Source organism: Acinetobacter sp. ABJ_C1_1, assembly GCF_044684115.1.
GTDB lineage: Bacteria > Pseudomonadota > Gammaproteobacteria > Pseudomonadales > Moraxellaceae > Acinetobacter > Acinetobacter nosocomialis_A.
On sequence record NZ_JBITPU010000001.1, the window covers coordinates 747,478 to 773,525 of the forward strand.

Annotated in this window: 24 protein-coding genes and 1 pseudogene; 12 read left to right on the forward strand and 13 right to left on the reverse strand. The window is 38.0% G+C overall.

The features are described from left to right. Positions 1–80: 80 nt before the first annotated feature. Together lolD and ACG59Z_RS03640 are read right to left on the reverse strand one after the other, a co-directional pair. Positions 81–767 (reverse strand): lipoprotein-releasing ABC transporter ATP-binding protein LolD, encoded by a 687-nt coding sequence (lolD, locus tag ACG59Z_RS03635; RefSeq protein WP_400197961.1) that lies wholly within the window; start codon positions 765–767, stop codon positions 81–83. After that, positions 760–1,995: a lipoprotein-releasing ABC transporter permease subunit gene (locus ACG59Z_RS03640; protein ID WP_263614392.1), complete on the reverse strand. Its 1,236-nt coding sequence runs from the start codon at positions 1,993–1,995 to the stop codon at positions 760–762. The genes lolD and ACG59Z_RS03640 overlap by 8 nt, the downstream gene beginning before the upstream one ends. A 137-nt stretch (positions 1,996–2,132) precedes the next feature. Between ACG59Z_RS03640 and ACG59Z_RS03645 the strand changes: the two are divergent. After that, positions 2,133–2,213, forward strand: a pseudogene (locus ACG59Z_RS03645) (PilZ domain-containing protein); the annotation flags it as partial. A 29-nt stretch (positions 2,214–2,242) separates the two neighbouring features. Here ACG59Z_RS03645 and ACG59Z_RS03650 read toward each other — a convergent pair. Continuing rightward, a complete protein-coding gene (locus ACG59Z_RS03650) occupies positions 2,243–3,151 on the reverse strand; it encodes a DMT family transporter (protein WP_400197962.1) in 909 nt (302 codons plus the stop codon). A 10-nt stretch (positions 3,152–3,161) separates the two neighbouring features. Next, the gene (locus ACG59Z_RS03655; protein ID WP_077163168.1) at positions 3,162–3,647 is read right to left on the reverse strand and encodes a YaiI/YqxD family protein; all 486 of its coding nucleotides are present in this window, start codon (positions 3,645–3,647) and stop codon (positions 3,162–3,164) included. Positions 3,648–3,904: 257 nt separating this feature from the next. Here ACG59Z_RS03655 and ACG59Z_RS03660 point away from each other — a divergent pair, with 257 nt between their 5' ends. Both ACG59Z_RS03660 and ACG59Z_RS03665 read left to right on the forward strand, forming a co-directional pair. After that, entirely contained in the window at positions 3,905–4,846 is a 942-nt protein-coding gene (locus ACG59Z_RS03660) for a hypothetical protein (protein WP_400197963.1), read from the forward strand. A 33-nt stretch (positions 4,847–4,879) separates the two neighbouring features. After that, entirely contained in the window at positions 4,880–5,026 is a 147-nt protein-coding gene (locus ACG59Z_RS03665) for a hypothetical protein (protein ID WP_019457296.1), read from the forward strand. A gap of 57 nt (positions 5,027–5,083) precedes the next feature. Here ACG59Z_RS03665 and serC read toward each other — a convergent pair whose 3' ends face one another. Then, positions 5,084–6,163: a 3-phosphoserine/phosphohydroxythreonine transaminase gene (gene serC / locus ACG59Z_RS03670; protein WP_019457297.1), complete on the reverse strand. Its 1,080-nt coding sequence runs from the start codon at positions 6,161–6,163 to the stop codon at positions 5,084–5,086. 377 nt (positions 6,164–6,540) lie between these two features. Between serC and ACG59Z_RS03675 the strand changes: the two genes are divergently transcribed. From ACG59Z_RS03675 to ACG59Z_RS03710, 8 genes are all read left to right on the forward strand, one after another. Continuing rightward, positions 6,541–8,028 (forward strand): TolC family protein, encoded by a 1,488-nt coding sequence (locus ACG59Z_RS03675; protein ID WP_400197964.1) that lies wholly within the window; start codon positions 6,541–6,543, stop codon positions 8,026–8,028. Positions 8,029–8,040: 12 nt separating this feature from the next. Continuing rightward, positions 8,041–9,162 (forward strand): efflux RND transporter periplasmic adaptor subunit, encoded by a 1,122-nt coding sequence (locus tag ACG59Z_RS03680; protein WP_263614398.1) that lies wholly within the window; start codon positions 8,041–8,043, stop codon positions 9,160–9,162. A gap of 3 nt (positions 9,163–9,165) precedes the next feature. Then, complete coding sequence (locus ACG59Z_RS03685) at positions 9,166–10,296, forward strand: ABC transporter permease (RefSeq protein WP_400197965.1); 1,131 nt, start codon at positions 9,166–9,168, stop codon at positions 10,294–10,296. After that, entirely contained in the window at positions 10,293–11,384 is a 1,092-nt protein-coding gene (locus tag ACG59Z_RS03690) for an ABC transporter permease (RefSeq protein WP_400197966.1), read from the forward strand. The genes ACG59Z_RS03685 and ACG59Z_RS03690 overlap by 4 nt, the downstream gene beginning before the upstream one ends. Before the next feature lie 258 nt (positions 11,385–11,642). Beyond that, on the forward strand, positions 11,643–12,437 hold the full coding sequence (locus ACG59Z_RS03695) for a ChbG/HpnK family deacetylase (protein WP_400197967.1): 795 nt from the start codon (positions 11,643–11,645) through the stop codon (positions 12,435–12,437). Beyond that, the gene (locus ACG59Z_RS03700; RefSeq protein WP_400197968.1) at positions 12,434–13,414 is read left to right on the forward strand and encodes a glycosyltransferase family 2 protein; all 981 of its coding nucleotides are present in this window, start codon (positions 12,434–12,436) and stop codon (positions 13,412–13,414) included. The genes ACG59Z_RS03695 and ACG59Z_RS03700 overlap by 4 nt, the downstream gene beginning before the upstream one ends. Position 13,415: 1 nt before the next feature. Then, a complete protein-coding gene (locus ACG59Z_RS03705; protein ID WP_311069456.1) occupies positions 13,416–13,796 on the forward strand; it encodes a GtrA family protein in 381 nt (126 codons plus the stop codon). 9 nt (positions 13,797–13,805) lie between these two features. Further along, on the forward strand, positions 13,806–15,452 hold the full coding sequence (locus ACG59Z_RS03710; protein ID WP_400197969.1) for an ArnT family glycosyltransferase: 1,647 nt from the start codon (positions 13,806–13,808) through the stop codon (positions 15,450–15,452). 54 nt (positions 15,453–15,506) lie between these two features. On the opposite strand, the gene gyrA is transcribed toward ACG59Z_RS03710, so the two are convergent. From gyrA to xerC, 6 genes are all read right to left on the reverse strand, one after another. Further along, a complete protein-coding gene (gene gyrA, locus ACG59Z_RS03715) occupies positions 15,507–18,221 on the reverse strand; it encodes a DNA gyrase subunit A (RefSeq protein WP_396519078.1) in 2,715 nt (904 codons plus the stop codon). Positions 18,222–18,633: 412 nt separating this feature from the next. Next, positions 18,634–19,593: an MBL fold metallo-hydrolase gene (locus ACG59Z_RS03720; protein ID WP_400198021.1), complete on the reverse strand. Its 960-nt coding sequence runs from the start codon at positions 19,591–19,593 to the stop codon at positions 18,634–18,636. 90 nt (positions 19,594–19,683) lie between these two features. Next, a complete protein-coding gene (locus ACG59Z_RS03725) occupies positions 19,684–20,526 on the reverse strand; it encodes a helix-turn-helix domain-containing protein (protein ID WP_400197970.1) in 843 nt (280 codons plus the stop codon). 78 nt (positions 20,527–20,604) lie between these two features. Further along, on the reverse strand, positions 20,605–21,537 hold the full coding sequence (locus ACG59Z_RS03730; protein ID WP_004699815.1) for an electron transfer flavoprotein subunit alpha/FixB family protein: 933 nt from the start codon (positions 21,535–21,537) through the stop codon (positions 20,605–20,607). A gap of 17 nt (positions 21,538–21,554) precedes the next feature. After that, positions 21,555–22,304 carry an electron transfer flavoprotein subunit beta/FixA family protein gene (locus tag ACG59Z_RS03735; protein ID WP_000646180.1) on the reverse strand — a complete coding sequence of 250 codons (750 nt, stop codon included), beginning with the start codon at positions 22,302–22,304 and terminating at the stop codon, positions 21,555–21,557. Positions 22,305–22,769: 465 nt separating this feature from the next. Beyond that, positions 22,770–23,657, reverse strand: coding sequence for a tyrosine recombinase XerC (gene xerC, locus ACG59Z_RS03740; protein WP_396462482.1), 888 nt, complete (start codon positions 23,655–23,657; stop codon positions 22,770–22,772). Between the two features lie 164 nt (positions 23,658–23,821). Between xerC and ACG59Z_RS03745 the strand changes: the two genes are divergently transcribed. After that, the gene (locus ACG59Z_RS03745) at positions 23,822–24,445 is read left to right on the forward strand and encodes a LysE family translocator (RefSeq protein ID WP_400197971.1); all 624 of its coding nucleotides are present in this window, start codon (positions 23,822–23,824) and stop codon (positions 24,443–24,445) included. A gap of 31 nt (positions 24,446–24,476) precedes the next feature. On the opposite strand, the gene ACG59Z_RS03750 is transcribed toward ACG59Z_RS03745, so the two are convergent. Next, entirely contained in the window at positions 24,477–25,100 is a 624-nt protein-coding gene (locus tag ACG59Z_RS03750) for an alpha/beta fold hydrolase (RefSeq protein ID WP_400198022.1), read from the reverse strand. A gap of 102 nt (positions 25,101–25,202) precedes the next feature. Then, positions 25,203–26,048, reverse strand: coding sequence for a diaminopimelate epimerase (dapF, locus tag ACG59Z_RS03755; protein WP_396519068.1), 846 nt, complete (start codon positions 26,046–26,048; stop codon positions 25,203–25,205).

The following is a 26,048-nucleotide window of genomic DNA, read 5'->3' on the forward strand; positions in this document are numbered from 1 at the left end:
AAATCTTGTCATTATCATTTTAGGGGCAAAATTAAAGCCCAACTGAGTGGGCTTTAACAATGTGATTTAATGACAATTTTTTAAGAACCATTCACCCACAAACCATCTTCCATATGCAAGATAGAGTCTGCTGCTTGAGCTAATTGCTCATCATGAGTCACAATCAGCATTGCCATGTTTAGTTCTTTCTTAAGATCAGTAAGTAACTCGAAAATACCCACAGCTGTTTTACGGTCCAAATTACCCGTTGGTTCATCAGCTAGAACGACCGCAGGCTTAGTCACCAATGCTCGAGCAAGAGCAACACGTTGACGTTCACCACCTGAAAGCTCACCTGGTTTATGGTCCATACGATGAGATAGCCCAACGCGATCTAGCAAATATTCAGCTTGTGCCTTGACCGGCTTATATTGGCTGTCTGATCGAAGCATTAAAGGCATCGCTACATTTTCAAGCGCACTGAACTCTGGCAACAAGTGGTGAAACTGATAAACGAAACCTAAATACTGGTTACGTTGAAAACCACGTTCCGCTTCACCTAAGTTATCAAAGCGTTGACCATTTAAAAATACTTGTCCTTGTGTAGGCTGATCTAAGCCACCAAGTACATGTAGCAAAGTACTTTTACCTGAACCACTCGCCCCTACAATAGATACAAACTGCCCTGCTTCAACCTGTAAAGAAAGACCTTTAATGACTTCAACCTTAGATTTACCATCATCAAAATGCTTATAAATATCTTTTGCTTCTAAAACGACTTTACTCATAACGCAATGCCTCGGCAGGTTGAACTTTGGCTGCACGAAGCGCCGGATAAATAGTTGCCAAGAAACTTAAGAGTAAAGAAACAATTACGATAATTGTGACGTCTTGCCATCTTAAGTAAGAAGGTAAGTAATGTACAAAATAGGCATCGAACAAATTAAGTCCGAGCACATTATTAAACCAAGAAATAATATCGCTGATCGTAAGTGCCAAAACTACACCTAAAACCGTACCCGCAACTGTACCAATCACACCAATCACAGTACCTTGTACCATAAAGATTTTAGTAATCATGGATGGTGACGCGCCTAAGGTACGCAAAATTGCAATGTCGGATTTTTTGTCGGTTACAACCATGACCAAAGACGAGACAATGTTAAATGCAGCAACCACAATAATCAGTACGAGTAATAAACCAACTAATGTTTTTTCCATTTGAATGGCATTAAACAAATTACCGTGTGTATAGGTCCAGTTCGTTGCGTAGAAATTGCTTGGTAAGCTTTTCACAATATCATCGGCAACTTGAGGAGCAGCAAAGATATCATCCATTTTCAAACGGACGCCTTGAGCACCATCAGGTAAACGCAATAAAGTCGATGCATCATATAAAGCAATGTACCCAACCATTGAGTCCACTTCAGCACCTACGCTGAAAATACCAACCAGTTTAAAGCGCTTAAAACGAGGTACAACACCTGCTGGAGATGGAGTTGCTTCAGGTAATACCAATGTCACGCTGTCATTTAGACGTAAACCAAGTGAATCGGCCATGTCTTTACCAAGCACGATACCAAATTCACCCTTTTTAAGTGAGTCGAGGCTACCGGCAACAATATGATTTTGAATGATAGAGACATTCTTTTCATATTTAGGGTCAATACCCGTTACCATAATACCAGCCACTTGCCCTTGAGCAGTTAACATACCTTGCAATTGGGTAAAAGGTGCAACTCCAGTCACATGGGGATGATTTTCAACTCGTTTAACCAGCTCAGGCCAATCCGTAAGAATTTGCGTCGATGAGACTGTCGCTTGCGGTACCATTCCCAAAACACGATTTTTCAATTCGCGGTCAAAACCGTTCATTACAGAAAGTACCGTAATCAGTACAGCGACACCAAGTGTCAAACCGACCATCGAAACCAATGCAATAAAAGAAATAAAATGATTACTGCGTCGTGCGCGAGTATATCTCAACCCTATATACAGTGAGATTGGTTTAAACATACCTTCTAAATCCAAGGTGATTGATGGAAAATAGAGAAGTGTGATCTACACTTCTTATTTGGCCATATCGTTAGATGCTGTATTAAGGTTTAAAAATCAGTAAGTTCTGACCTATCCTTAACAATCCTAATATTATATTGCTGCGCTATTTTCTACTACTTAAGATATGAGATCAATTTGATCATGCATTTAGCTACGAATTAGAACAATTTAATGAATAAGCTCAACAAATTACCCTTATCTTCTCCTATTTAGATTTAATATGTTGAGCAAAATTACGGTTTGCCTGAATGTCTTTATAAAAATAAAGGAATAGACCAAACAAGATAATAAATGCCCCTACAAAAACCATTATTGAAAGGTGCTCATGGTTTAAAACAGCACCAATCACCATAGCTAACATAGGCGTAATCACAGTTGTAAGTGATAAAGTAGTTGCTTTGATATTTTGTACAAGCTTGAAATAACAGAACATGGCAACGAGTGAAGCCATCAGAACTGTATAAATTAAAGCAAATAAAGATTTAGCTTGCGGTAAGTGGCTCGGTGCATATTGCCAAATAAATGGGATAAGACAGCTCGCCAAAAGTGATGAAACCAAAATTGAACCAGTTGCCTGAGCCATGGGCTGAACTTGGGCATTCACTTTTTTTACCCAAAAAATAGAAAATGAATAAACAAAAACACTAATCAACATTAAAACAATGCCAAATGGATGCACGTGCTGACCAGATCCATTTAAGCAAATGATTGCTAGGCCACAAACAGCAATCGCCATACCGAGCCATTGCAATTTATAAAGATTCTGACCAAACCCGAAACGACCAATTAAACCAGCCATAATAGGTGCTAGACCAAACATGAGGGCGATCATGCCTGAACTTAAATATTGAGTTGCAGCATAAGTAAAAATTTGAGAGCCAATTAAACTAAAAGAACCTGCAAAATAACTATGGATAGCTTGTTTATGAATCGGAAAAGCTGTTTTTAAGACCAATAACACGATAACCGAAAGAGGTAATGCTATATAAAAACGTAACAGCAAAGCCCACATAACATGTAAGTCAGACACGCTCCATACAATGGCTAAAGGCGTCGTTGCCCAAATAAATACAAGCAACACATACGTTGAAGCCAAGTTGGTTTGGGATGGCATAAGAGGCTCACTAAGCAGTTTTACGTTTTTGCTTTAAAATCGTTTGGTCGAGTGAACTCGAGAACTCACGCTTATCACGTTCTGAAATTGGAGGTGGGCCACCTGTCTGTACACCAGCGCCGCGCAGCGTGTCCATAAAATCACGTAAGTGCAAACGTGCTTTTACGTTCGCAGTGGTATAAATTTCTCCACGTGGATGAATCGCAATACCGCCCTTTTCAATAACTTGAGCAGCAAGCGGAATATCTTGTGTAATGACAATGTCATTTTCAGACATACGGTCTACAATTTCCTGATCGGCTTGATCGGCTCCACTTAAAACCTGTATTGATTTAATACGTACCGATGGGGTAATTCCGACATTTTGATTGGCTACAAAAATCACTTCTAACTGATAACGATCTGAAGCTCGTAAAATGACTTCACGCAAAATTTTAGGTAATGCATCTGCGTCTACCCACAGCTTAAATGGCAGCACGTTATTCTCTATTTCCACTAAAAATCTAAGTCTAACAGATGCATTTCACTAGAGAATAGCGCTAAATATAAAACTTGTTTTCTAAATTTAATTTTAACAATACCTTAACAGTCAGTCATATTCGCTCTTAAAAATGAGTGATTTTCCCCATTAAAAGGCTTTTTAATAAGTAAATATGTGCTTTTACAAGAGAATTTACATATGTTGACTTGAAAAATAGCAATTACCCTCGATTTAATATAACAAGTGAGATAAACCCAACATCAATCGTACTTATGAAAAATCAAAACAGTCCAGAAGTTATTACGGTAAACGACCAAAATTTTGGTAGTCATGGAGAGCATTGGAATCTATTGACCTCCCATCCAGAGACAGATGTACCAAAATGGCTTGGACTGGCGCTTGATGCTCCTGTAATGCCAATGGGTTTATGCCAAAATGAAGATGAAATGGATCAATCTTTTTGGCTGATTCAAGGTCCTCAAGGACAAAATGTCACTATTAACCAAATTATTGCGGTTGAAAATCAAAAACCTCGTGCTTTAAAAACAGCATTCCCTAGTTTTGAAAGTCCTTATCAATATAATGCGCAAATTGAGCGCATCATTACTTGTGACTCAGCAACTCAGGCAGTATTAAGTTTAAGATTAAATAAAAATACGACTGTTTATGCATTTGATAATTTATTTAGTGTTAATCGTTGTCAATATGACAAAACCCAAACTTACCAAGTTCAATTTAATGCATGGGCTTATGAATTAGAATCAGTCCCTGCTGGTGAAACCATTGTTGTAGATGATCCGGCATCAATTAAGCATCACCGTGCACTAAATGCAATTTTAACTGAACATAATGGAGTTGCACCTGAAAACCTACAAGAACTCATTAATGAATGGCAGCCAAAAACTGAGGAAGATCAAGAACCTGTAACGGTTGATTTTTCGAAAATGGTTGCATATTTATATGGGGAAAATCTTGGTCAGGAAGATGAGGCTTGGTTCCAAGGTAATATTGTAGGTAAAACTTCAATGTCATTTATGGGAGCAGAATATACTCTTTATGATGTCACTTTAGTTTTAGAAGATGATCTTCCTGCCATATTAGTGCGCATTGCGACCCAAAATGATTTGTACAAAAACTTTAATATTGGTGAATATATTCGCGGTAATATCTGGATTCAGGCGAATATTTATGCTAAAAATAGTGAAACTAATTGAATTTCACTAATATTTTAAAAATTAGGCTATTGAATGAAGATTATACCTGAACAAACCACCAGCCTCATTCAAACTAGTAACCCACGTATAAGGGTCGATACTGGTGCGTTTTGCTTTTTTGTTTTAGGTATGTTCTTAGCCGCAATGATGATCCATCAATTTGGTTTTGTCCCTTTTTAATAAATAAATTGCACAATAAATAAAGCCCTCTTTCGAGGGCTTTATTATTTGATTTAATTAACCATTACGTTTAGCAAAATCATCCATAAAGCGAATAAGCGCTTGAACGCCTTCTAATGGAACTGCGTTATAAATACTTGCACGCATACCACCAACTGAGCGGTGACCTGCCAAGTTCAATAAATGATTTTCTTCAGCTTCTTTCAAGAATTGCTTTTCTAAAGCTTCATCTGCCAAAGTGAATGGTACATTCATAATTGAACGGTTTGGAATAGCAATCGGATTATTATAAAAATCGCTTGAATCGATATAACCATAAAGTAACTGAGCTTTTTCAAGGTTAACTTTATGAATAGCGTCTACCCCACCCTGCTCTAGTAACCATTCAAATACTAAACCAGACAAGTACCAAGCATAAGTCGATGGCGTATTCACCATAGAACCATTTTTCGCTTGGTCACCATATTTTAAAATGCTTGGAATTTCTGGCTTAGCTTGATCAAGTAAGTCATCACGAACAATAACGATTGTTAAACCAGCAGGACCAATATTTTTTTGTGCGCCTGCATAGATTAAACCAAACTTGGTCACATCTAATGGAGCAGATAAAATACTTGATGAATAGTCACAAACAAGTGGTGCTTTAACATCAGGAATACCTGCAAACTGTAATCCGCCAATTGTTTCATTATCTGCATAATGAACATAAGCAGCATCATCAGATAAGTTCCATTCGCTTTGATCAGAAATTGCGAACTTACCATCTACTTTAATGCCTGCTTCTACAGCATTAATGTCGCCATAGCGTTTTGCTTCTTTTAACGCTTTTTCAGACCAAATTCCTGTATGGATATAATCTGCTTTGTTATTTTTACCAAGCAGATTTAAAGGAATTGCTGAAAATTGTAATGACGCGCCACCTTGTAAAAACAGCACTTTATAGTTTTCAGGAATATTCATAAGCTTACGCAAGTCTGCTTCAGCTTTTTCGGCTACCGCAACATAGTCAGCACTACGGTGACTCATTTCCATGATGGATAGACCTTTACCTTGCCAATCCAACAATTCTTGTTGAGCTTTTTCTAAAACGGCAGTAGGTAATGCAGCAGGACCAGCACAGAAATTGTACGCGCGCATGATTTTTCCCTTGTAAAGTGAAACACAATAAAAAAAGGCATTTAACCACAGATTGCTTAAGCTTGCAGCAGCTTCTCTAGTAAATATTTCAATGCTAGGGCGTATTTAGGTTTATTTTTTCAATAACTATTTTATTTATTTGTTTGCTTTCACTTATTTTTTTATAAGTTTTACTAAATAAAGTTCAACTTGACTTGTGAATAGAGTTTCCCATACTGTGCTGAATATATAAAAACTTGCTGTATGATTTTCCATCACGCAAAATAAACTCAAAATCATTTTGTGCTTTTATACAATTGTATAATAAACAATATGATAATTGAATTTAATAACAAGAAATTTAAACTATAAGGGATGATCAAAAATTGTTATATAAAATGCCAACACATCAGTATCGACAGTCAATACGCCCTTTTTTCTTTAAACCCAATTACCTTGCGTTGGTATTGGGAGTATTTATTACAACGCCTATTTATGCACAAAGCTTAAGTTATGCTGAAGCAGAACAACAAGCTTTAAAAAGCTCATATAGCACTCAAGCCAACCAAGCCTTACAACAAGCCTCTCAATTAGAAGCTGAAGCAGTTAAAGGGTTAGGGTTACCCAGAGTTGATTTAAACGTTAGAGCATACGCATTTCACAGTGAAACCGATGTGCCACTGGGTGCTTTTAAACAAAAGCTTGAGAATGATTTAAGCCAAGGGCTCAATGATAAGCTTTCACAGTGGAACAATGTCATTCCATCCGATGTTTTGGGACAAGTTCAGGAAGGTTCAAACCAAATCATCCATGATGGTATAAATCGTTTTCCTGACTACGCCAATTTAACTGTAGAAGATCAGGTCGTACGCCCGTCTATTTCGGTTGTCATGCCGCTCTACACAGGGGGCTTAACCACTAGTGCCAAAAAGATAGCCAACATTCAGGCCCAGCGCTCTCAGCTTTCAAGCCAACAACAACAAGATATCCAGCGGTTTGAAGTGGTACAAAGTTATTTTAATGTGCAATTACAGCAACAACTGGTCGCGAGTAGTTTATTTAACTTTAATGCAATGCAAAAACATTACAGCAATGCACTAAAACTCGAACAGCAAGGTTTTATTAGTAAAGGTCAACGCATGCAATTTGAAGTTGCTCGTAACAATGCAGAGCGAGCTTTACAAAACGCACAAGCAAACCTGAATGCCAGTCAATTTAGTTTAAACAATCTTCTGCATCAGCAAAGCAATCCTGATTTAAGTACGCCTCTGTTTGTAAATACAGTTCGTAGCCAATCTTTAGAAGCACTGCTAAGTAGTTACGCTCAAAAATCGAGCCTTGTGCAAAAAATGCAGTTAGATACTCAATTAGCTAATACAAATATTCAAGCTCAACAAGCAGCAAAGAAACCAAGCCTATTTGCTTTTGGTGAATATTCACTCGATGAAAAGGAAAACTGGATTGTAGGTGTGATGGCAAAGTACAACCTGTTTTCGGGTGTAGATAAAAATAAAAATATTCATGCTGCCGAGTTAAAACGCTATGCTTCAGAACTCATGACTGAACGAACGAAACAAGAAATTGAAGGATTATTAAATAAGTCATATAACGAGCTCAATTCCGCACAGCAAAGTCACACGCTATTGCAAAGAAATATCAGTGCAGCTCAAGAAAACTTACGTATTCAAGAACTTTCTTTCCGTGAAGGTATGGGAACAGCCACCCAAGTCATTGATGCACAAAATGCATTAAGTGCTCTAAAAACAGAAATGGCTTTAAATGCATATAAATATGTCATGTCACTTGCAACCTTATTGCAAAGCCATGGTTCTATGGACCAGTTTAAAGCTTATGTGACTCAACCACACACTGACTATATCCGTTAATAGGGGCATAAAATGAATCAAGAATCATCTTCTTCTCAGCAAGATTCACCTGTTACGGATACAGAGCAAACAGGTCAAGATCAACCGAGTAATCAAACTGACAGTACTCAAGAAGTAAAGTCGAATAAAAGTGATACACAACCACCTAAAAATTCGAAAATTAAACTAGTTATTGGTGTGGTCATTATTGCTTTGTTGGGTTTGATTATTTTCGGTTTATGGAAAAGCTATCAACCCAAGCCTATTGAATTACAAGGCAGAGTTGAGGCTGAAACTATTCACGTCAGTACTAAAGTTCCAAGTCGTATTGAAGAAATTTATGTCCAAGAGGGCCAAAAAGTTTCTAAAGGACAACCTCTTGTTCGTTTAGTTAGCCCAGAAATTGAAGCTAAAAAGCAACAAGCTTTAGCAACCTTACAATCGGCTTTAGCATTTCAATCGACTGTAGACCGAGGCTCCCAACAAGAAAATATCGATACTCTTTATGCCAATTGGCAAAGTACGAAAGCTCAAGCAAACCTTGCAAAAACCACTTATCAACGTGGTGAAAACTTATATAGACAAGGTGTCATTTCACGTCAAAGACGAGATGAGATGTTAGCAGCACAAACTTCTGCTCAAGAGTTAAGTGAAGCATCTTATCAACAATATGCACGAGCAAAGCGCGGAAGTACCAGCCAACAAAAATCTACAGCAGATGCTCAAGTTGATATTGCAAAAGCAGCAGTCAGTGAAGCCCAAGCACTTGAAGCAGAAACCCGTTTACTCGCTCCTATTTCTGGTACAGTTTCCAAAACTTATGGTAAGCCTTCCGAACTGGTTGCGATGGGTGTACCTGTTGTCAGCATTTTAGAAGATGATGATTTATGGGTGAGTTTAAATGTCGGTGAAAATCAATACGCTTCTGTTTATAAAAATAAAACGCTAGAAGGATTCATTCCTGCGCTGAATCAAACCGTGATGTTTAAAATAAAAAATATTGATGCAGAAGGTGAATTTGCCACGATTAAAACCACTCGTCAGACTGGCGGTTATGATATTCGCAGCTTTAAATTGCATCTGGTGCCTGAGCGTCCTGTCAAAGATTTAAAAGTTGGCATGAGTGTTCTATTTAAAATTAAAGAAGAAAAATAAAGCATGTTTGCTAGTATATTACGTGAACTAAACTATCTAAGAAGCAATAAATGGGATTTGTGCATGGTGACACTCATCCCTGCTTTTATCATTTTTTTGTTTAGCAGCATGTTTTATGCAGGTAAGGCTGAACATTTACCTATCGCAATTATTGATCAGGACCAAAGTGAGCTGAGCCGCAATATTGAAAAGTATCTTTCGTTAAATCATACGGTAGATGTTAAAACAATTACGGCAAGCTCGACCGAAGCTGAAAAACTACTCAATGAAACCAAAATTTGGGGTTATGTTTTTATTCCGGATGGTGCCGAAAAACGTTTTGTAAAAGCTCAAGATGCTCAAATAAGCATTGCTTTTAACCAATCTTTTTTTAGCGTAGGGAATACAATTTCATCTGCCATGTTAGTCAGTACACTCAATGCTTTAGCAGACTACGCAGGCCAGAGTTATTTAGCAAATAATATCCCCTATTTAGATATTCCTACAGCGCACGTCAAAATTTCAACGCTTTATAACCCAAGCATGAGCTATGAATTTTATTTAGAGCCTTTCATGGTTCCTGCTGTTTTGCATCTATTACTCTGTTGTTGTGTGGCTTTTGCTATTGGACAAGAGCTTAAACGCGGCACATTAACCCAGTGGGTTAACCGTGAAAATTTTATTCGTGGTTTACTGGCTAAAAATTTACTTTATAGCTTTATTTTTTGTCTCTGGACTTGGCTATGGATGTTTTGGCTCGTTGAGATTCGAGGTTGGTTTGTCGCAGGTTCGCTCAGTTTCTTATTAGTTGCCCAGTTCTTGCTTTATTTTGCTTATGCACTCATTAGTAGCACCGTCATTCTGGCGACCAAAAATTTAAGTAAAACTTTTGGTTTTATTGCGGTATATGGCGGGTCTTCTCTAAGTTTTGCAGGGGTTACTCTGCCTTTAAATAATGCACCGATTTTCACTAAATTTTGGTCTTTAATAATTCCATATACACCTTATGCAAAGCTCCAAACCGAACAATGGGTGATTGGAAGTCCACTTTTTATTTCAATGACGCCCTTTTTAATACTCATTGGCTACTGTCTTATTTATTTCATTTTGAGTTCCCTGCTGCTTAACAAATTAGTTCGGGGGACAGCACAATGAAAGAATTCTTAAAGGCTTACGGACAAACATTTAAAGATATTGTTAGTAACAGTTCGGTTTTCACGACACTGATTTTATCAGTCATTCTTTATAGCTTTTTTTATCCAACTGCCTATAAAGCTGAACGTGCCGAATCAATTCCAATTGTCATTGTTGATGAAGAACAGAGTCTTTTAAGCTTTCAAATTATTGGACAAACAAGCAATAGTCCGCACGTTAAAATTGTTGATGTCACTGCTAATTTTCTCGAAGCCGAACAAATGGTTCGCGAGCAAAAAGCAGATGGTATTTTGCTTTTACCCAACAACTTAACACAGAGTCTACGCCGCGGGGAAACTGGTGGAATTGGCTTATACTTAAGTACAACCAACTTTTTAAAAACTAAAGAAATTGGGTTAGGTCTTGCTACATCTATTGAGGCCACATTAAAAGAATATGTTGAAAAATTTGGAGAGCGTACACATTTCCAACCAGCGCTTTCTATTCATCAGGTTCCTTTATTTAACCCTCTTTCAGGTTATGGAAGCTATATTTTTCCAGCAGTTGCAACACTCATTATTCATCAAACGATTGTATTAGGCTTAGCCATGCTGATTGCAAGCTACCGCGAAAAGCATGAAAAAATTACCTCCATTCGCTTTGCTGGAATTTTTGCCAGCCTCTTTACGATTGGTTGTTTAAGCAGTTTTTACCTTTTTGGTTTTACCTTGTGGTTCAACGACTATCCACATGGTGGTAATTTTATTGGTTTACTCGTCGCGGTTCCAATTTTTATTAGTTGTGTGATTGGATTAGGCATGTTGATTGGCTCACTTTTAGACATGCCTGAACGTGCCGGACATATCATTGTATTTAGTTCAGTTCCGCTTTTTTTATTAACTGGTACCGCATGGCCTCACCATGCCATGCCTGAATGGTTACAATGGTTTGCTTGGTGCTTACCTTCTACACACGGTGTACAAATGTTTGTACAGCTTAATCAAATGGGTGTTCCTTTAAATGTTGTGATTCCTAAATTGATTTTTCTTGCAACAATTGGAATCATTTTTTTAATTATTGCCTATTCACGTTTAAAAAATTCCAAGTAAATTTAAGCCTACATGAATGTGTATAAATTATATTTTTATTTACTATAAAATCTTATAGTTAAAGCTTATTTCTTAAATAATTGACTAAAAATTTATAAAAAAATAAATAAATTCAAAGTATTAATTTGTATCAATTGTCATGAAACCTTAAGAAAACTTTAAGTTGAAATTAAGAAATTTTCTCCATAGTAATTAGTATAGTTTTTCAGCAGCTAAGCAGAATAGTTCTGCAATCCTGCCCTATGGTGGAATTTGGATATGCCAAAAGTGTGTTATTGCGCAGATGACTTTGCAATGAATGCAGAAATATCTGATGCAATTATTCATTTAATTGAACAAGGTGCACTTCAAGCAACCTCATGTATGACCCAATCTGAACTATGGGAAACTGCTGCTGCCAAATTAAAACCGTTTAGCGATCAAGTTGATATCGGTTTGCATTTAAATCTTACCCATGCTTTCGCTTCAGGTAATACTGTTTTTTCCTTACCCATGCTGATTTTACGTGCATGGTCCTCAACTCTAAATCGTGAATCAATTACCCAATGTATTGAAGAACAATGGGATTTATTCGTTTCAGTCATGGGAAAGCACCCAGATTTTATTGATGGACATCAGCATATTCATCAATTTCCATTCATACGCGATATTTTGCTGCAATTGTTAAAAGAGAAAAAATTTACGGGTTGGATTCGAAATTTACAGCACCCGATAGATTTACCTCATTATCGTTTTAAGACTCGTGTACTGTCTGCACTGGGTTCTAATTCTTTAGCAAAAGCATGTCAAACATATCATTTTAATCAAAATGACCAATTTGCCGGCATCTATGATTTTAAACAAACTGACTATGGCGAACTGAACCAGTATTGGCTTGCAAATGCAAAAGACCATTTACTGATTATGTGCCATCCAGCGCTTGCAGAATCAAATGATCAAGATCCGATTCAACATGCCCGAATACAAGAATATGAATATTTCAGTTCGGATCAGTTTCAACTTGATTGTCACCAATATGGTATCCAGCTCACTAGACTAGGGGCAATGCAATGAACACAAAACCATTTTTATCCTGCGTTGTTCCAGCCTATAACGAAGCAGAAAATTTAAAAACTTTTATTCCTGCTTTAGCAAATAGTCTAAAACAGCAAAATCTTAGCTTTGAAATTATTGTGGTAGATGATGGGAGTAAAGACGACACTATTCCTATTCTACAAACAATGATTGATGATTACCCATTGGTTGTGCTTGAACTTTCACGCAACTTTGGTAAAGAAGCAGCTTTAAGTGCTGGTTTAGATCATGTGACAGGTGAAGTTACCCTACTGATTGATGCTGATTTTCAACATCCATTTGAAGCAATTCCAACCATGATTAACCTTTGGAAAAATGGTTATGACATGGTGTATGGTATTCGCAATCGTACTACAGAATCTTGGCTTAAACGTGTGTTAACCCAAGGTTACTATCGTATATTAAACTTAAGCTCTCCGATCGATATTCCAGAAAGCGCTGGCGACTTCCGTCTACTAGATGCAAAAGTTGTTGAAGCAATTAAACAATTGCCAGAAAAAAACCGCTATATGAAGGGTCTTTATGCTTGGGTTGGATTCAAAAGTATAGGCGTTAATTTTTCTGAACAAGAACGTCAGCACGGCCGTTCTAGCTTCAACATAAAATCTCTATTTAACTTGGCTATGTCAGGTTTAACTGGGTTTTCAGATTTACCTTTACGCATCTGTATTTATTTAGGTGCAATCCTAGCTTTAGGTGCTATGGGTTACGGCGTATGGATCATCATTAAAACGTTGATTGAAGGAATTTCTGTTCCAGGTTGGGCAACACTTGCAGCCGGTATGACTTTACTTGGTGGTATACAGTTGTTGTTCCTTGGTATTGTTGGTGAATATGTTGGCCGTATTTACGCGGAAGTAAAAAACAGACCAAAATACATTGTTGCATCTGAACATTCTCGTATTAAACAAGAAAAATCTATCACAAAGCCGGAAAACACTTTCTCAAGTTTCTAACATGTTTGCTCATATTCTTCAGCTTACGCGCTTTGCCACTACTGGGGCCGCAGCAGCACTTACTCACTATAGTGTAGCCATGCTTCTTTTTCAGAAGCATGTTGCACTGCAATATGCCAATTTACTTGCATTTTTAGTCGCCTATTGGGTGAGCTATTTCGGGCATCGTATTTTTACGTTTAAAGCACAGCATCTTGATCATCGTCAGACTCTACCAAAATTCACATTGGTTGCAGGTTTAGGTTTTTTATTTAATGAAAGTTTTCTTTTACTCTCAAACCTCTATTTTAACATTCCTGTTTCAACCTTAGTGTGTATTGCAATTGTTCTGACCTCTGTCGTGACTTTTTTGCTTAACCGTTTTTTTGCATTTCAACATTAAGGATTGTGTATGCAGCAATGGCTTCGTAATTCCAAATTTTTATTATTTTTTTTACCGTGTTGGTTACTTCTTCTTTCCTGGATAAGACCTCTATCTGTACCTGACGAAGGCCGCTATGGAGATATTAGCCGAGCTATGGTCGAATCTGGAGATTGGTTAACTCCACGAATCGATGGTTTGCCATTCATGCATAAACCTCCACTCCTACACTGGTTAAGTTCTATGTTTATGGAGCTTTTTGGTGTACATGTCTGGGTGTTACGGTTAGTACCTGTGTTAGCTGGTACCCTCATGTTAGTGGGTCTATTCTTATTTGTAAAAAAGCATATTTCGGAAGGTGTAGCACAGCTTACGGTTATTATTTTAGCGACCAACCTGCTTTTCTTTGGTAGTAGCCAGTATATTAACCATGACTTATTAGTAGCATCGGGGATTACATTAAGCGTTTTATGCTTTGCTGATTTCACCATTTCTGCACGAAAATCTATTTTATTTTTAGGTTATGTCGCTGGTGCAGCCGCTTTTCTAAGTAAAGGTCTTATTGGCGTTCTCATTCCAGGTATGATCCTGTTACCGTGGTTACTCTACACAAAACAATGGAAAAAAATACCTTCTCTGCTTAACCCATTGGCTATCTTGCTATTCTTACTTATTGTTAGTCCATGGTTGTACGCAGTACAAAGCAAATATCCTCAATTTTTACATTATTTCTTTATTGACCAACAATTTAGTCGATTTAGTTCAAAAGAATTTAATAACAAGCAACCTTGGTGCTTCTATCTGCTTATTTTGTTTATCGGTTCTTTACCTTGGTTTTTTGCGAGTAGATTTGAGTCTATTAAGTCCGTCTTTAAAGATTATAAGCAATCTGGTGTATTTGCCCTGTTTGTATGGTGGTTTATTTCTGTTACGGTTTTCTTCTCTATTCCGCCTTCTAAACTAGCGGGCTATATTTTACCTGCTGTACCACCCCTTACTATTTTCTTGGCGCTTGTGATTAACAAAGTTCTTGAAAGCAGTTATAAAACCAAATTACAGGTATGGGGTACTCCTGTATTTATTATGATTCTTGGGATTGGTATTGTGGCCACCCCACATTTTCTCCGTGCGAATCAACCATTTTTTCAACATCAAGCCATATTCATTTACACCATTGGTACACTGTTAATTGTGCTTCCACTGGTTTTAGTATGCTTATATAAAAAGCAGAAAGTGAGCTATTTAAACTATATTTTTATGAGTTTAATTGTTCTATGTAGTTCGGTTCCTTTTGCTGTTCGTATTTTAGATACTAAAAACAATGTGGGCCAAACAGATTTTGCTGAGTACATCACCCCATCTACAAAAATAGTTTTCTACAATTACTATTTTTATGATGTGCCTTTCCTTTTACAGCTTAAACAGCCTGTTTATATTGTAAATGAATGGGACAATGTTCACTCTGATAGCGCTTCTTTAGAAATTAAAGATGGCTTGTTATTTGAGCCACAACTTAAAAAGTATTTGTGGAGCGAACAGCAGCTCAAAGATGCTCTAGTTCAAAAGCAAGATTTGATCGTGGTAAGCCAACCTAATAATTTTGCAACTAAAGATCCGTCGGTAAAAACTTTGCATTACAGAAACTATGATGTGTTTATTTTCCATTCAGCAAAATAAATAAATCAGAAATAAAAAAGGAAGCCTAAGCTTCCTTTTTTATTTTAAAACATTTTACTCTTCAGAAGTATCTTCATTATTAGATACAACTTCTTCGCTATCTGTTTCAGTCGTATCTACTTCGCCTTCAAGAAGTTCTTCTTCATCTTCTACAGCTTCAATTGAAACTACGCCAACAAGAGTTTCTTCTTCGCTTAAACGGATGAGACGAACACCTTGAGCATTACGGCCTGTCATTGCAACTTCTGCTGCACGCGTACGAACAAGCGTACCACCATCAGAAATCAACAATAACTCTTTAGTTTCATCAATAGAAACTGCACCAACTAGCTCACCGTTACGTTCACTTGTTTTAATTGCAATAACGCCCTTACCACCACGTTTCTTGGTTGGGAAGTCATTTACAGGAGTACGTTTACCGTAACCGTTGGCACTCGCACACAGTACTTCACCAGTCTCTGGTACAACGACAAGCGATACAATGCGGCTTACTAGACTTGAATCTGCTGAATCATCATTATCATCTGATTCATCGTTTTCAACTTCTACATCTTCTTCGCTTAAAGTACTGCTTGCAAAGCTCACGCGCATACCACGTACACCTTTCGCTGTACGACCCATTGCACGTACGTCAGTTTCAGCAAAACGAATTGCTTTACCTTCGTTAGAGAACAACATGATTTGCTGATTACCATCAGTAATCGCAACACCAATCAAGGTATCTTCTTCATTCAGTTCAATAGCACGTAAACCATTTGAACGAATGTTTGCAAACTGTTCTAACTCAACACGCTTAACCGTACCAGAAGCTGTCGCCATAAACACATAGTGGTTTTCTGGGAACTCTGTTAAAGGCAAGATAGCAGTGACTGTTTCTGTTGCATCTAAAGGTAACAAGTTCACGATTGGACGGCCTTTTGCCCCACGTGATGCTTGAGGAACCTCAAATACTTTCAGACGGTACACTTTACCCACGTTGGTAAAGCAAAGTACAGTCGCGTGGTTCGATGCCACAATCAGATGTTGAATAAAGTCATCATCTTTCATTGAGGTTGCAGACTTACCACGTCCACCACGGCGCTGTGCCTGATAGTCTGAAAGTGGTTGAGTTTTTGCATAACCAGTTTGCGAAACAGTTAATACAACTTGTTCTTCTGGAATTAAATCTTCACGGCAGAAATCAACACGAGATTCAACAATTTCAGTACGACGTGCATCGCCATATTGTTGTAATACCTGTGCTAACTCTTCACGAATAACACCCATCAACAAGTTGAAGTCATTTAGAATAGCTGTAAGTTCAGCAATTTGACCCAAAATTTCAGTATATTCTGCGTGTAACTTGTCTTGTTCTAGACCTGTTAAACGGTGTAAACGTAATTCTAAAATTGCGCCTACTTGTGTCGGAGATAGACGGTAAATTGAATCGCTTAAACCAAATGGACGATTTGGATCTTCACCTTCAATTTCATCCGGACGAACAGAAATAGCACCTGCTTTTTCAAGTAATGAAATAACACCACCACCTGCCCACTCACCAGCAAGTAAACGCTCACGCGCTTCAGCAGGGTTAGCAGAAGTTTTGATGGTTTCAATAATTTCATCAATATTTGCTAAAGCAACTGTCAAACCTTCCAAGATATGACCACGTTCACGTGCTTTACGTAATTCAAACATGGTACGGCGTGTCACAACTTCTTGGCGGTGACGAATAAATGCCGCAATAATATCTTTCAGATTCATCAATTTTGGCTGTCCGTTGTCTAGACAAACCATGTTGATGCTGAATGAGTTTTCAAGCTGGGTATTTAAGAATAAGTTATTTACAACGACTTCTGCGTTTTCACCGCGTTTTAAGTCAATTGCAATACGCATACCGTCTTTGTCAGACTCATCACGAAGCTCTGAAATACCTTCAAGTTTTTTCTCTTTTACCAACTCAGCAATACGTTCAATTACTCTTGCTTTGTTTACTTGGTATGGAATTTCAGTAAAGACGATGGTTGTACGACCTGTCTTTTCATCTTCTTCGAAATGGTATTTACCACGGATGTGTAAACGACCTTTACCGGTACGATAGGCATCAACAATACCTGATTTACCGTAAATAATACCGCCTGTAGGGAAGTCAGGACCGGTAATGTATTCCATCAATCCTTCAATCGAAATATTCGGATTGTCAGCATAAGCCAAACAAGCATTCACAACTTCTGTCATGTTGTGTGGTGCCATGTTGGTTGCCATACCTACGGCAATACCCGCAGCACCGTTAATTAACAAGTTTGGAACGCGTGTCGGAAGTACCTGAGGAATACGTTCCGAACCGTCGTAGTTATCTTCCCAATCAACTGTGTCTTTTTCTAAATCTGCAAGAAGCTCATGTGCCAGCTTAGTCATACGGACTTCGGTATAACGCATCGCTGCGGCACTATCACCATCGATCGAACCGAAGTTACCCTGACCATCAACCAATAAATAACGTAAGCTAAAGTCTTGAGCCATACGAACAATAGTTTCGTAAACAGCTGAGTCACCATGCGGGTGATATTTACCGATTACGTCCCCAACGACACGAGCAGATTTCTTGTAGGCTTTGTTATAGTCATTGCCCAATTCGTGCATGGCATAAAGCACACGACGGTGAACAGGTTTAAGACCGTCTCTCACATCCGGCAATGCACGAGATACGATTACACTCATTGCGTAATCTAAATATGAATGCTTGAGTTCGTCCTCAATGGCAATCGGTCGGATTTCCGATACGCTCATGCATACTCCTTCTTACAGATAGATATTTCTATCCGTTTATATGTCTTGATCTTGCAAAAAATTTAGTTCCGGAAAGTGAACTAAAATCGAAAAAAATATAGCTGTATACTATAGCATAAATTGCTCGCTAACTGGGAGTTTAGCGATCTGAAAATAGCATTTTTTTACAATAAAAATTCCATTAGAATTAATAAGTTAAAATTATAGGTTTCTACTTTTAAATGTATTCCTTAAAACTCAATTATTCGACCAAAATATAAACAGCATGAAAGTGCTCTTTTTAGAACACATTTCATCTATTTAAAGAATCAAACTTTTCGTCTTAACCCAACTTAGCAATATTTGAGCTAAAGATTCGGAGTCCATTTTTCAAATTCATTGCTTTTTTTTTTGAATAATCAATTTGAACTTATCATTTTACAGGACGATATTGAGCCGGTATCCATTGATATCCTTTTGAGCTTTTACCAATGTGTCCAATGCCAGGAAAAGCGATATGTGCTGCCCCTACCCACCATTGGTTTTTATAGGCTTGTTCAAAGATATTCTTACGAACAGCTATAGCCTGATTCGAGTGAGTATCGGGTTTGTAGCTTGCTTCAGGATAAGGAAATTGGACTGCACCGTAATGCACCACATCACCTAGACCTAAGAACTTTTGACCGTTTTGTCCATCTACTAAGTATGAAGAATGACCTTCCGTATGACCATGAGTCACGATCAGTTGAACATTCGGTACGTTAAAAGTGGCTTTGGTAAAAGTAACGAGTTGCCCTGCCTTTTGGTATGGCTGCAAGGCATCACGCGTCATTCTAAATATTGGTTTAAAAAAATCGGTGGCTTTTGCTTCATTTGCAGATGATGTCCAAAAGTCGACATCTTCTTTCGCCAGATAAACTTTCGCATTTGGATAAACCATTTTGCCATCGAGTGTAATACCGCATAAATGATCAGGATGGGCATGTGTAATTAAAATCGTATCTATTTGTTCAGGCTGTACGCCTGCTTTCTTCAAGTTTTCACGTACATGACCTAAAGTTGGGCCAAAACATTTTGCAGTCCCTGCATCAATCAAAATATTTTGCGTAGGCGTTTGCACAAGATAGGCAGAGAAATCCGTGACAATCTGATTATGCTCATCTACAGGAACAAAATTTTCTTCAAACAGTTGATTGGCTTTTTCAGCCGAAATACCCAGTAAATCACTACGAGGCAGTCCCAGTTCCCCATCAAACAATGCCGTTACTTTTAGGTTTCCTACGGGCTGTAAAAAGTAACCATCAACCTGATGCACGGTTGGCTTTTGTTCTGCATGTATAACTGTACTGGCACTCAGCAGCAATAATATCGCAAGTGATTTTAATGATTTCATCATAGAGTCCTTGGTATTTTCATACTTTAACTCTATTGGTTTTTATCTATTTAAATCGCTCAATAAACTACAAGAAACGCTCAAATTGACTTATTCGGCAGCTAGAACAGCTGGATCTATACCATAACGCTCCACAAAGCGATCACGAAAAATAGCAACAGACTGGTATCCTGATTTGGCTGCAATGGTTTTCATGGGTAGTTTTTTGGAATACAACAACTCAAGTGCATAAGTAAGACGGGCATGCGTAATCGTTTCTCTTAAGGTCGTATCTTCATGGCTAAGCTTGCGGCGAAGTGTTGCGCTGCTCAAACCTAGTCGCATTTCAAACTCACTAGACTGCCAATGGTGCTGTGGATTCTCTATTACCCAATCGTGAATGATTTTCGTCAATTTAGGTGGCGGTACAATTAGCACATCTGAACAATGCTGTTGGCATAACTGTACAAGCATAGCGGTAATACATAAACGTGCTTTCACCACATCATGATTAAATAAAGCTGTTTGCCACTCGGTTAAAGAGGTAGCAAAATCATCAATTGAAAACTTTAATATTGCTTCTGTTCTGTCGACTACGGGCTTCGCCCAAATCATTTGTGCAGCTTGAATGACTTCATCACACATAGGCACAAGAATAGTGAGATATTCACCCGTTATAGGGTCAGGCAGATTAACTGCATCGATAACCGTATCGGGTTTTATAATATAGAGGTCGCCAGCACTAAAATTGATTTGTTTTGTTTGAAGATTTAATTGTTGTTGTCCATATAGAATAAATCCCATGTGCAACTGGCTAACTTTAATATTGGAAAGCCCATGCTGATTTTTAGATCGAATACATAAATAATCTCGTGCCATATCTGCCCGCGCCAATCTCACCAATGACTGGTGCAATTGATGAGCTTCGATGGAAGCGGAATAATTAATATTCATAAGAATGATCTAAATAAAAAAACGCCCTTGGCTATTTATAGCACAAGGGCGTTTTTCGAATAAGTGACAAGCTGTAAATTACAACTTGCTTACTAACTCTGGTACTACAGCATTTAAATCACCAACTAACCAGTAGTCAGCAACGCTGTTAATTGGCGCTTCTTCGTCTTTGTTGATTGCAACAATAACTTTAGAATCTTTCATACCAGCTAAATGCTGGATCGCACCAGAAATACCTACAGCAATGTAAAGCTCAGGTGCAACGATTTTACCAGTTTGACCAACTTGGAAATCGTTAGGTACGAAGCCAGCATCAACTGCTGCACGTGAAGCACCTTGTGCTGCACCAAGCTTGTCAGCTAATGGGTCAAGTACTTTGTGGTAGTTCTCACCAGAACCTACACCACGACCACCAGATACAACAATACGAGCAGCTGTTAATTCTGGACGATCAAGTTTAACGATTTCTTCAGATACAAACTTAGAAATGCCTGCATCTTTTACTTCGCCAACTGTTTCAATCGCAGCAGAACCACCTTCCGCAGCAACTGGATCAAATGCTGTACCACGAACAGTACCAACAATGATTGCTTCGTCAGATTGAACAGTTGCAATAGCGTTACCAGCGTAGATTGGACGCTTGAATGTGTTCGCAGACTCAACAGAAATAATGTCTGTGATCATGCTTACATCAAGAAGTGCAGCAACACGTGGAAGAATGTTCTTACCAGTCGTTGTAGAAGCAGCTAAAACGTATTTGTAACCTTTAGCCAAGTCAGCAACTAAGCCAGCTACGTTTTCAGCTAATTGGTTTGCATAAGCAGCGTTGTCAGCAAGCAATACTTTGCTTACACCAGCAACTTTAGCAGCAGCGTCAGCAACTGCTTGAGCGCCTGAACCAGCAACTAATACAGTAATATCACCACCGATTTTTTGAGCTGCAGCAACAACATTTAAAGTAGCACCGTTAAGTGTCTGGTTGTTGTGATCAGCGATAACTAAAATACTCATGATTTTATCCTTCCGTATTAGATCACTTTCGCTTCATTTTTCAATTTTTCAACAAGCTCATCTACAGATTTCACTTGTACGCCAGCTTTACGTTCTGCTGGAGCTTCAACTTTAACAGTTTTAAGCTTAGTACCAGCTGTAACACCGTAATCAGCAGGAGATTTAGTATCAAGCGGTTTTTTACGAGCTTTCATAATGTTAGGCAATGCAGCATAACGTGGCTCGTTTAAACGCAAGTCAGTTGTAATAATTGCAGGAAGCGCAAGTTCAACAGTTTGTAAACCACCGTCGATTTCACGAGTCACTTGTACTTTACCGCCATCCACTTTCACTTCAGAAGCAAACGTACCTTGACCAGCACCTAATAATGCACCAAGCATTTGACCTACTTGGTTAGAATCATCATCAATTGCTTGTTTACCAAGAAGGATAAGTTCTGGTTTCTCAGCGTCAACAACACCTTTTAAGATTTTAGCAACTTCTAGAGCGCCAATTTCATCAGTGGTTTCAACTAAAATACCGCGGTCTGCACCCAAAGCCATTGCAGAACGGATTTGTTCTTGAGCTTCTTTAGGACCAATAGAAACAACAACGATTTCTGATACTGTTCCTTTTTCTTTTAAGCGAACCGCTTCTTCCACTGCGATTTCACAAAATGGGTTAATTGACATTTTAACGTTGGTAAGGTCAACCCCACTATTGTCCGGCTTAACACGAACTTTAACGTTGGCATCAACCACACGTTTTACAGCAACAAGAGCCTTCATGTAATCCTCGGCTGTTCTAGCAAAAGTAAATGTTGAGAAAAGTATATTAACTCTTCAATTCAAATTTTTTAGGTACCCTATCTTGCAATGTGTTTGGCATTTCGGTCAAGTCACAATTTTCTGGAACAGTACAAAAAAAATGAAATCATCAGTTCATAAAAAAAATTTCACAGCTGACTCGCCCTTATTTTATTCTTTTTAAAGTCTATTTTATACATTGATTTTTATTATCTTTTTATCTTATTTACCTTATTAGTCAGAAACATAAGCGCCTTATAAATGAGTCAAATTTTGTCGTTTTTAGGCCATATATGCCGACAAAATGTGCAAAGTTCAAAATGGTCAATTGGGTAATTTAACATATTTCTTTTAAACAAATTTGTAAAAAAGTACAAATGATCTCTACATTCATCTTATTCAGTGCAATCAAAGTCGCGTATTGATAAATAATTTAACTTAAATGACTTAATGCTTGGTCGCTCGCGGATGAGCCTGATCATACACTTGAGCCAAGTGATCAAAATCGATATGCGTATAAATTTGGGTAGTCGATAAGTTGCTATGACCTAACATTTCTTGAACTGAACGCAAATCACCACTACTTGATAACATATGGCTGGCAAAACAATGTCGAAGTAAATGCGGATGTAAGTCGACATTTACACCTGCTCTTTGCGCCTGAAGTTTTACTCGTTTCTCGATCTGACGTGGAGTAAGTACACCACCTCGTTGAGAAATAAAAACAAAAGCATTTTGGTCAAAATGACCTTTCCAGATTTTATAAATTTTAAGCCAGTTCAATAGACTTTCTTTTGCCTTTTTCCCAAATGGGACAATACGGGTTTTATTTCCTTTACCCGTAATACGAACAAGATGACGATTAAAATCGATATCTTTAATGGTTAGGCCCTGTAGTTCAGCGAGTCGTAAACCACTTGAGTACAGTAGTTCCAACATGGCTTTATCTCGTAACCATAATTGCTGATCAATTGGTTTTTCCGGCATAGGTTGATCTAAAATTTGATTAACTGTTTCTATGTCGATCATGCCCGGCAAAGGCCGAGGCTGGCGTTTTAACTTAAAATCGTCAGTAGGATTAATTTCTAGATATTTGCCTTGTTCAGCCCACTTCATAAACTGACGAATAGAAGTAAGATGACGCTGCATGCTACTTGCGCTTAACTGGTCTTGCTCAACACGCTGAGCCAGATATTCACGTAAATCTGAAGCTTCAACATTTTTTAAATCAATTTTTTTTGAGTTACAGAACTCAAGAAAGCTTTTCACATCTCGCTCATAAGCCGTGATTGTATGCTCAGACTGATTTTGAATTTTTCTTTCTTTTAACCACATCGAGAGCAGTTGTAATGCGAAATCCAAATTGCTCTCCATTTATTTGCCCATTTTTTTTGAGTGTACCAAAAACTATTTGATGAGGAAAATTTCATATCGGACAGCATAATGAATCTAACTTATATATTACAATTTATACCAAGTATTCATTGGACCTTGCTGCCATGACCACCGTACTCATTCCTTATTTAATTGCCATTACTTTACTTACACTTACCCCCGGCTTAGATACGACTTTAATTATTCGTACCGCTACACTTGAGGGTAAGTCTAAAGCGTTCCAAGCAGCTCTTGGAATTAGTCTTGGCTGTATTGTATGGGGAGTTATCGTTGCCTGCGGTTTAGGTGCCTTACTTATGGCTTCAAACTTAGCCTTTAATCTATTGAAATGGATGGGAGCTGCTTATCTCGCATGGCTGGGTTTAAATATGATTTTAAAACCACGTAGCCAACTTGCAGACATACAAGAAAATAATTCAAATCGCTCTACCTCAGAGAATTGGTTTATTAAAGGTTTCTTTGGCAATTTACTTAATCCCAAAGTTGGCATTTTTTATATTTCATTTCTTCCCCAGTTCATTCCAGCGCAAGCATTGGCTGTCACTTGGGTAATGGGACTTGTAATGATTCATGTCGTGATTGGAATAATATGGTCAACTTTATTAATTTTAGCCATGCAGCCACTTTCACGTTATCTAAAACAACCTAAATTTGTGAAATATATGGACCGAATTACAGGCAGTATTTTTGTGTTGTTCGCATTGAAATTAGCTTTGAGTAAAAGATAACTTTTAAAAAAGCGTGCTAACGCATAGCACGCTAAATAATAGCTAAAGATTTACATGAAGTTTTTAAGTAGTTTTCTATTTGGACTACAACTTCATCGGCATGTTTTTCTGCTAATTGATGGTCCCCGCCGTTCACAACATATAACGTCGATTTTTCAAACTTTTGATTCAAATACTGGCCTACCTGAACAGGACTCACTGAATCGTTATCGCCCCAGATTAATAAAGTTTCAACATTTATATCTGGCAAAAACTCTTCGTAGTTGGCATTAGTGGTAACAAACCAATCTGGATATTTTAAAAATGTTTGGCGGTATGCTTCACGCCAGTCTTGCACATTAAATCGTTTAAGGTTGATTCCACCAGAAGTAGCAATTAAGACCAGCCCTTTCACCAAATGAGGTTTTTGTAGCGCTGCGGCAACGGCAAAAATCCCACCCATAGATTGGGCAATAATGATAGATTCTTCATTAATTTGATCGACCACATAATTTGTTAGGTCTTCAAAACTCTTCACTTCAAGGGATTCTGGTGTATCGCCAAAACCGGGGTAACCAATAATTTTTGTACGGTATTGCTGAGGTAATTTTTCAATTAAAGGATGCCAAAATGTCGTACTGCCTGATGCACCAGGTAAGAAAATTAAATTATTCATATTTTTATAAAGTAATGAAATTAAAAAATTATTGTACATATAAAAGAAAGCCTCTTTTATCACTTTAACTGATGAAAAGAGGCTTCTATTTAGGCCATGCGATTAACCTTGGAAATAACGTAAATCCAAACGCCCATCATATACATGGGTTGTTGGACCAGTCATCCAAACCACATCACCTTCTTGCCATTCAATTTGTAGCTTACCGCCAGCAAGTTCAACTTCAACTGAGTTCGCAAGTAAACCACGGCGCATACCACTTACCGCAGCAGCACATGCTCCTGTACCACACGCTAGTGTTTCACCAACACCACGTTCAAATACACGTAAGCGAACATGTTTATCATCAATCACTTGCATAAAACCAGCATTCACACGTTCAGGAAAACGTTTATGTGATTCAACTTGTGGGCCAATACCAGCAACATCAGCAGTTAACACATCTGGAACAATAGTGACCGCGTGTGGGTTACCCATGTTTACCACGTCAATACTAATGTTTTGGTCATTTGCCAACTCAAGGGTATACAAAGCTTCTGGCTCTTCGGCAATAAATGGAATTTCATTTGGTAGAAATTTTGGATAGCCCATATTTACGCGCACCCAACCATTTTGCCCAAGCTCTGGCTTTACAATACCTGCTTTGGTTTGCACGGTAATGTTGGTTTTATTGGTTAAATGACGCTCGTGTACAAAACGCGCGAAACAACGTACGCCATTACCACATTGTTCAACCTCAGAACCATCTGCATTGAAAATGCGATATTTAAAGTCAGCTTCTGGTAAATCTGGTGGTTCAACAATTAAAAGCTGGTCAAAGCCAACACCAAAGTGTCGATCTGCCAAACGTTGAATGGTTGCTGTATCTAAATAAGCTCTTTGGCTAATTAGGTCAACCACCATGAAATCATTGCCCAAACCATGCATTTTGGTAAATTCTAATAACAT

Excerpts from the sequence above, each read along its gene's own strand:
- lolD (WP_400197961.1), bottom strand. The coding sequence starts at position 767 with ATGAGTAAAGTCGTTTTAGAAGCAAAAGATATTTATAAGCATTTTGAT.
- ACG59Z_RS03640 (WP_263614392.1), bottom strand. The coding sequence starts at position 1,995 with ATGTTTAAACCAATCTCACTGTATATAGGGTTGAGATATACTCGCGCA.
- ACG59Z_RS03650 (WP_400197962.1), bottom strand. The coding sequence starts at position 3,151 with ATGCCATCCCAAACCAACTTGGCTTCAACGTATGTGTTGCTTGTATTT.
- ACG59Z_RS03660 (WP_400197963.1), top strand. The coding sequence starts at position 3,905 with ATGAAAAATCAAAACAGTCCAGAAGTTATTACGGTAAACGACCAAAAT.
- ACG59Z_RS03665 (WP_019457296.1), top strand. The coding sequence starts at position 4,880 with ATGAAGATTATACCTGAACAAACCACCAGCCTCATTCAAACTAGTAAC.
- serC (WP_019457297.1), bottom strand. The coding sequence starts at position 6,163 with ATGCGCGCGTACAATTTCTGTGCTGGTCCTGCTGCATTACCTACTGCC.
- ACG59Z_RS03675 (WP_400197964.1), top strand. The coding sequence starts at position 6,541 with ATGCCAACACATCAGTATCGACAGTCAATACGCCCTTTTTTCTTTAAA.
- ACG59Z_RS03680 (WP_263614398.1), top strand. The coding sequence starts at position 8,041 with ATGAATCAAGAATCATCTTCTTCTCAGCAAGATTCACCTGTTACGGAT.
- ACG59Z_RS03685 (WP_400197965.1), top strand. The coding sequence starts at position 9,166 with ATGTTTGCTAGTATATTACGTGAACTAAACTATCTAAGAAGCAATAAA.
- ACG59Z_RS03690 (WP_400197966.1), top strand. The coding sequence starts at position 10,293 with ATGAAAGAATTCTTAAAGGCTTACGGACAAACATTTAAAGATATTGTT.
- ACG59Z_RS03695 (WP_400197967.1), top strand. The coding sequence starts at position 11,643 with ATGCCAAAAGTGTGTTATTGCGCAGATGACTTTGCAATGAATGCAGAA.
- ACG59Z_RS03700 (WP_400197968.1), top strand. The coding sequence starts at position 12,434 with ATGAACACAAAACCATTTTTATCCTGCGTTGTTCCAGCCTATAACGAA.
- ACG59Z_RS03705 (WP_311069456.1), top strand. The coding sequence starts at position 13,416 with ATGTTTGCTCATATTCTTCAGCTTACGCGCTTTGCCACTACTGGGGCC.
- ACG59Z_RS03710 (WP_400197969.1), top strand. The coding sequence starts at position 13,806 with ATGCAGCAATGGCTTCGTAATTCCAAATTTTTATTATTTTTTTTACCG.
- gyrA (WP_396519078.1), bottom strand. The coding sequence starts at position 18,221 with ATGAGCGTATCGGAAATCCGACCGATTGCCATTGAGGACGAACTCAAG.
- ACG59Z_RS03720 (WP_400198021.1), bottom strand. The coding sequence starts at position 19,593 with ATGAAATCATTAAAATCACTTGCGATATTATTGCTGCTGAGTGCCAGT.
- ACG59Z_RS03725 (WP_400197970.1), bottom strand. The coding sequence starts at position 20,526 with ATGAATATTAATTATTCCGCTTCCATCGAAGCTCATCAATTGCACCAG.
- ACG59Z_RS03730 (WP_004699815.1), bottom strand. The coding sequence starts at position 21,537 with ATGAGTATTTTAGTTATCGCTGATCACAACAACCAGACACTTAACGGT.
- ACG59Z_RS03735 (WP_000646180.1), bottom strand. The coding sequence starts at position 22,304 with ATGAAGGCTCTTGTTGCTGTAAAACGTGTGGTTGATGCCAACGTTAAA.
- xerC (WP_396462482.1), bottom strand. The coding sequence starts at position 23,657 with ATGTGGTTAAAAGAAAGAAAAATTCAAAATCAGTCTGAGCATACAATC.
- ACG59Z_RS03745 (WP_400197971.1), top strand. The coding sequence starts at position 23,822 with ATGACCACCGTACTCATTCCTTATTTAATTGCCATTACTTTACTTACA.
- ACG59Z_RS03750 (WP_400198022.1), bottom strand. The coding sequence starts at position 25,100 with ATGAATAATTTAATTTTCTTACCTGGTGCATCAGGCAGTACGACATTT.
- dapF (WP_396519068.1), bottom strand. The coding sequence starts at position 26,048 with ATGTTATTAGAATTTACCAAAATGCATGGTTTGGGCAATGATTTCATG.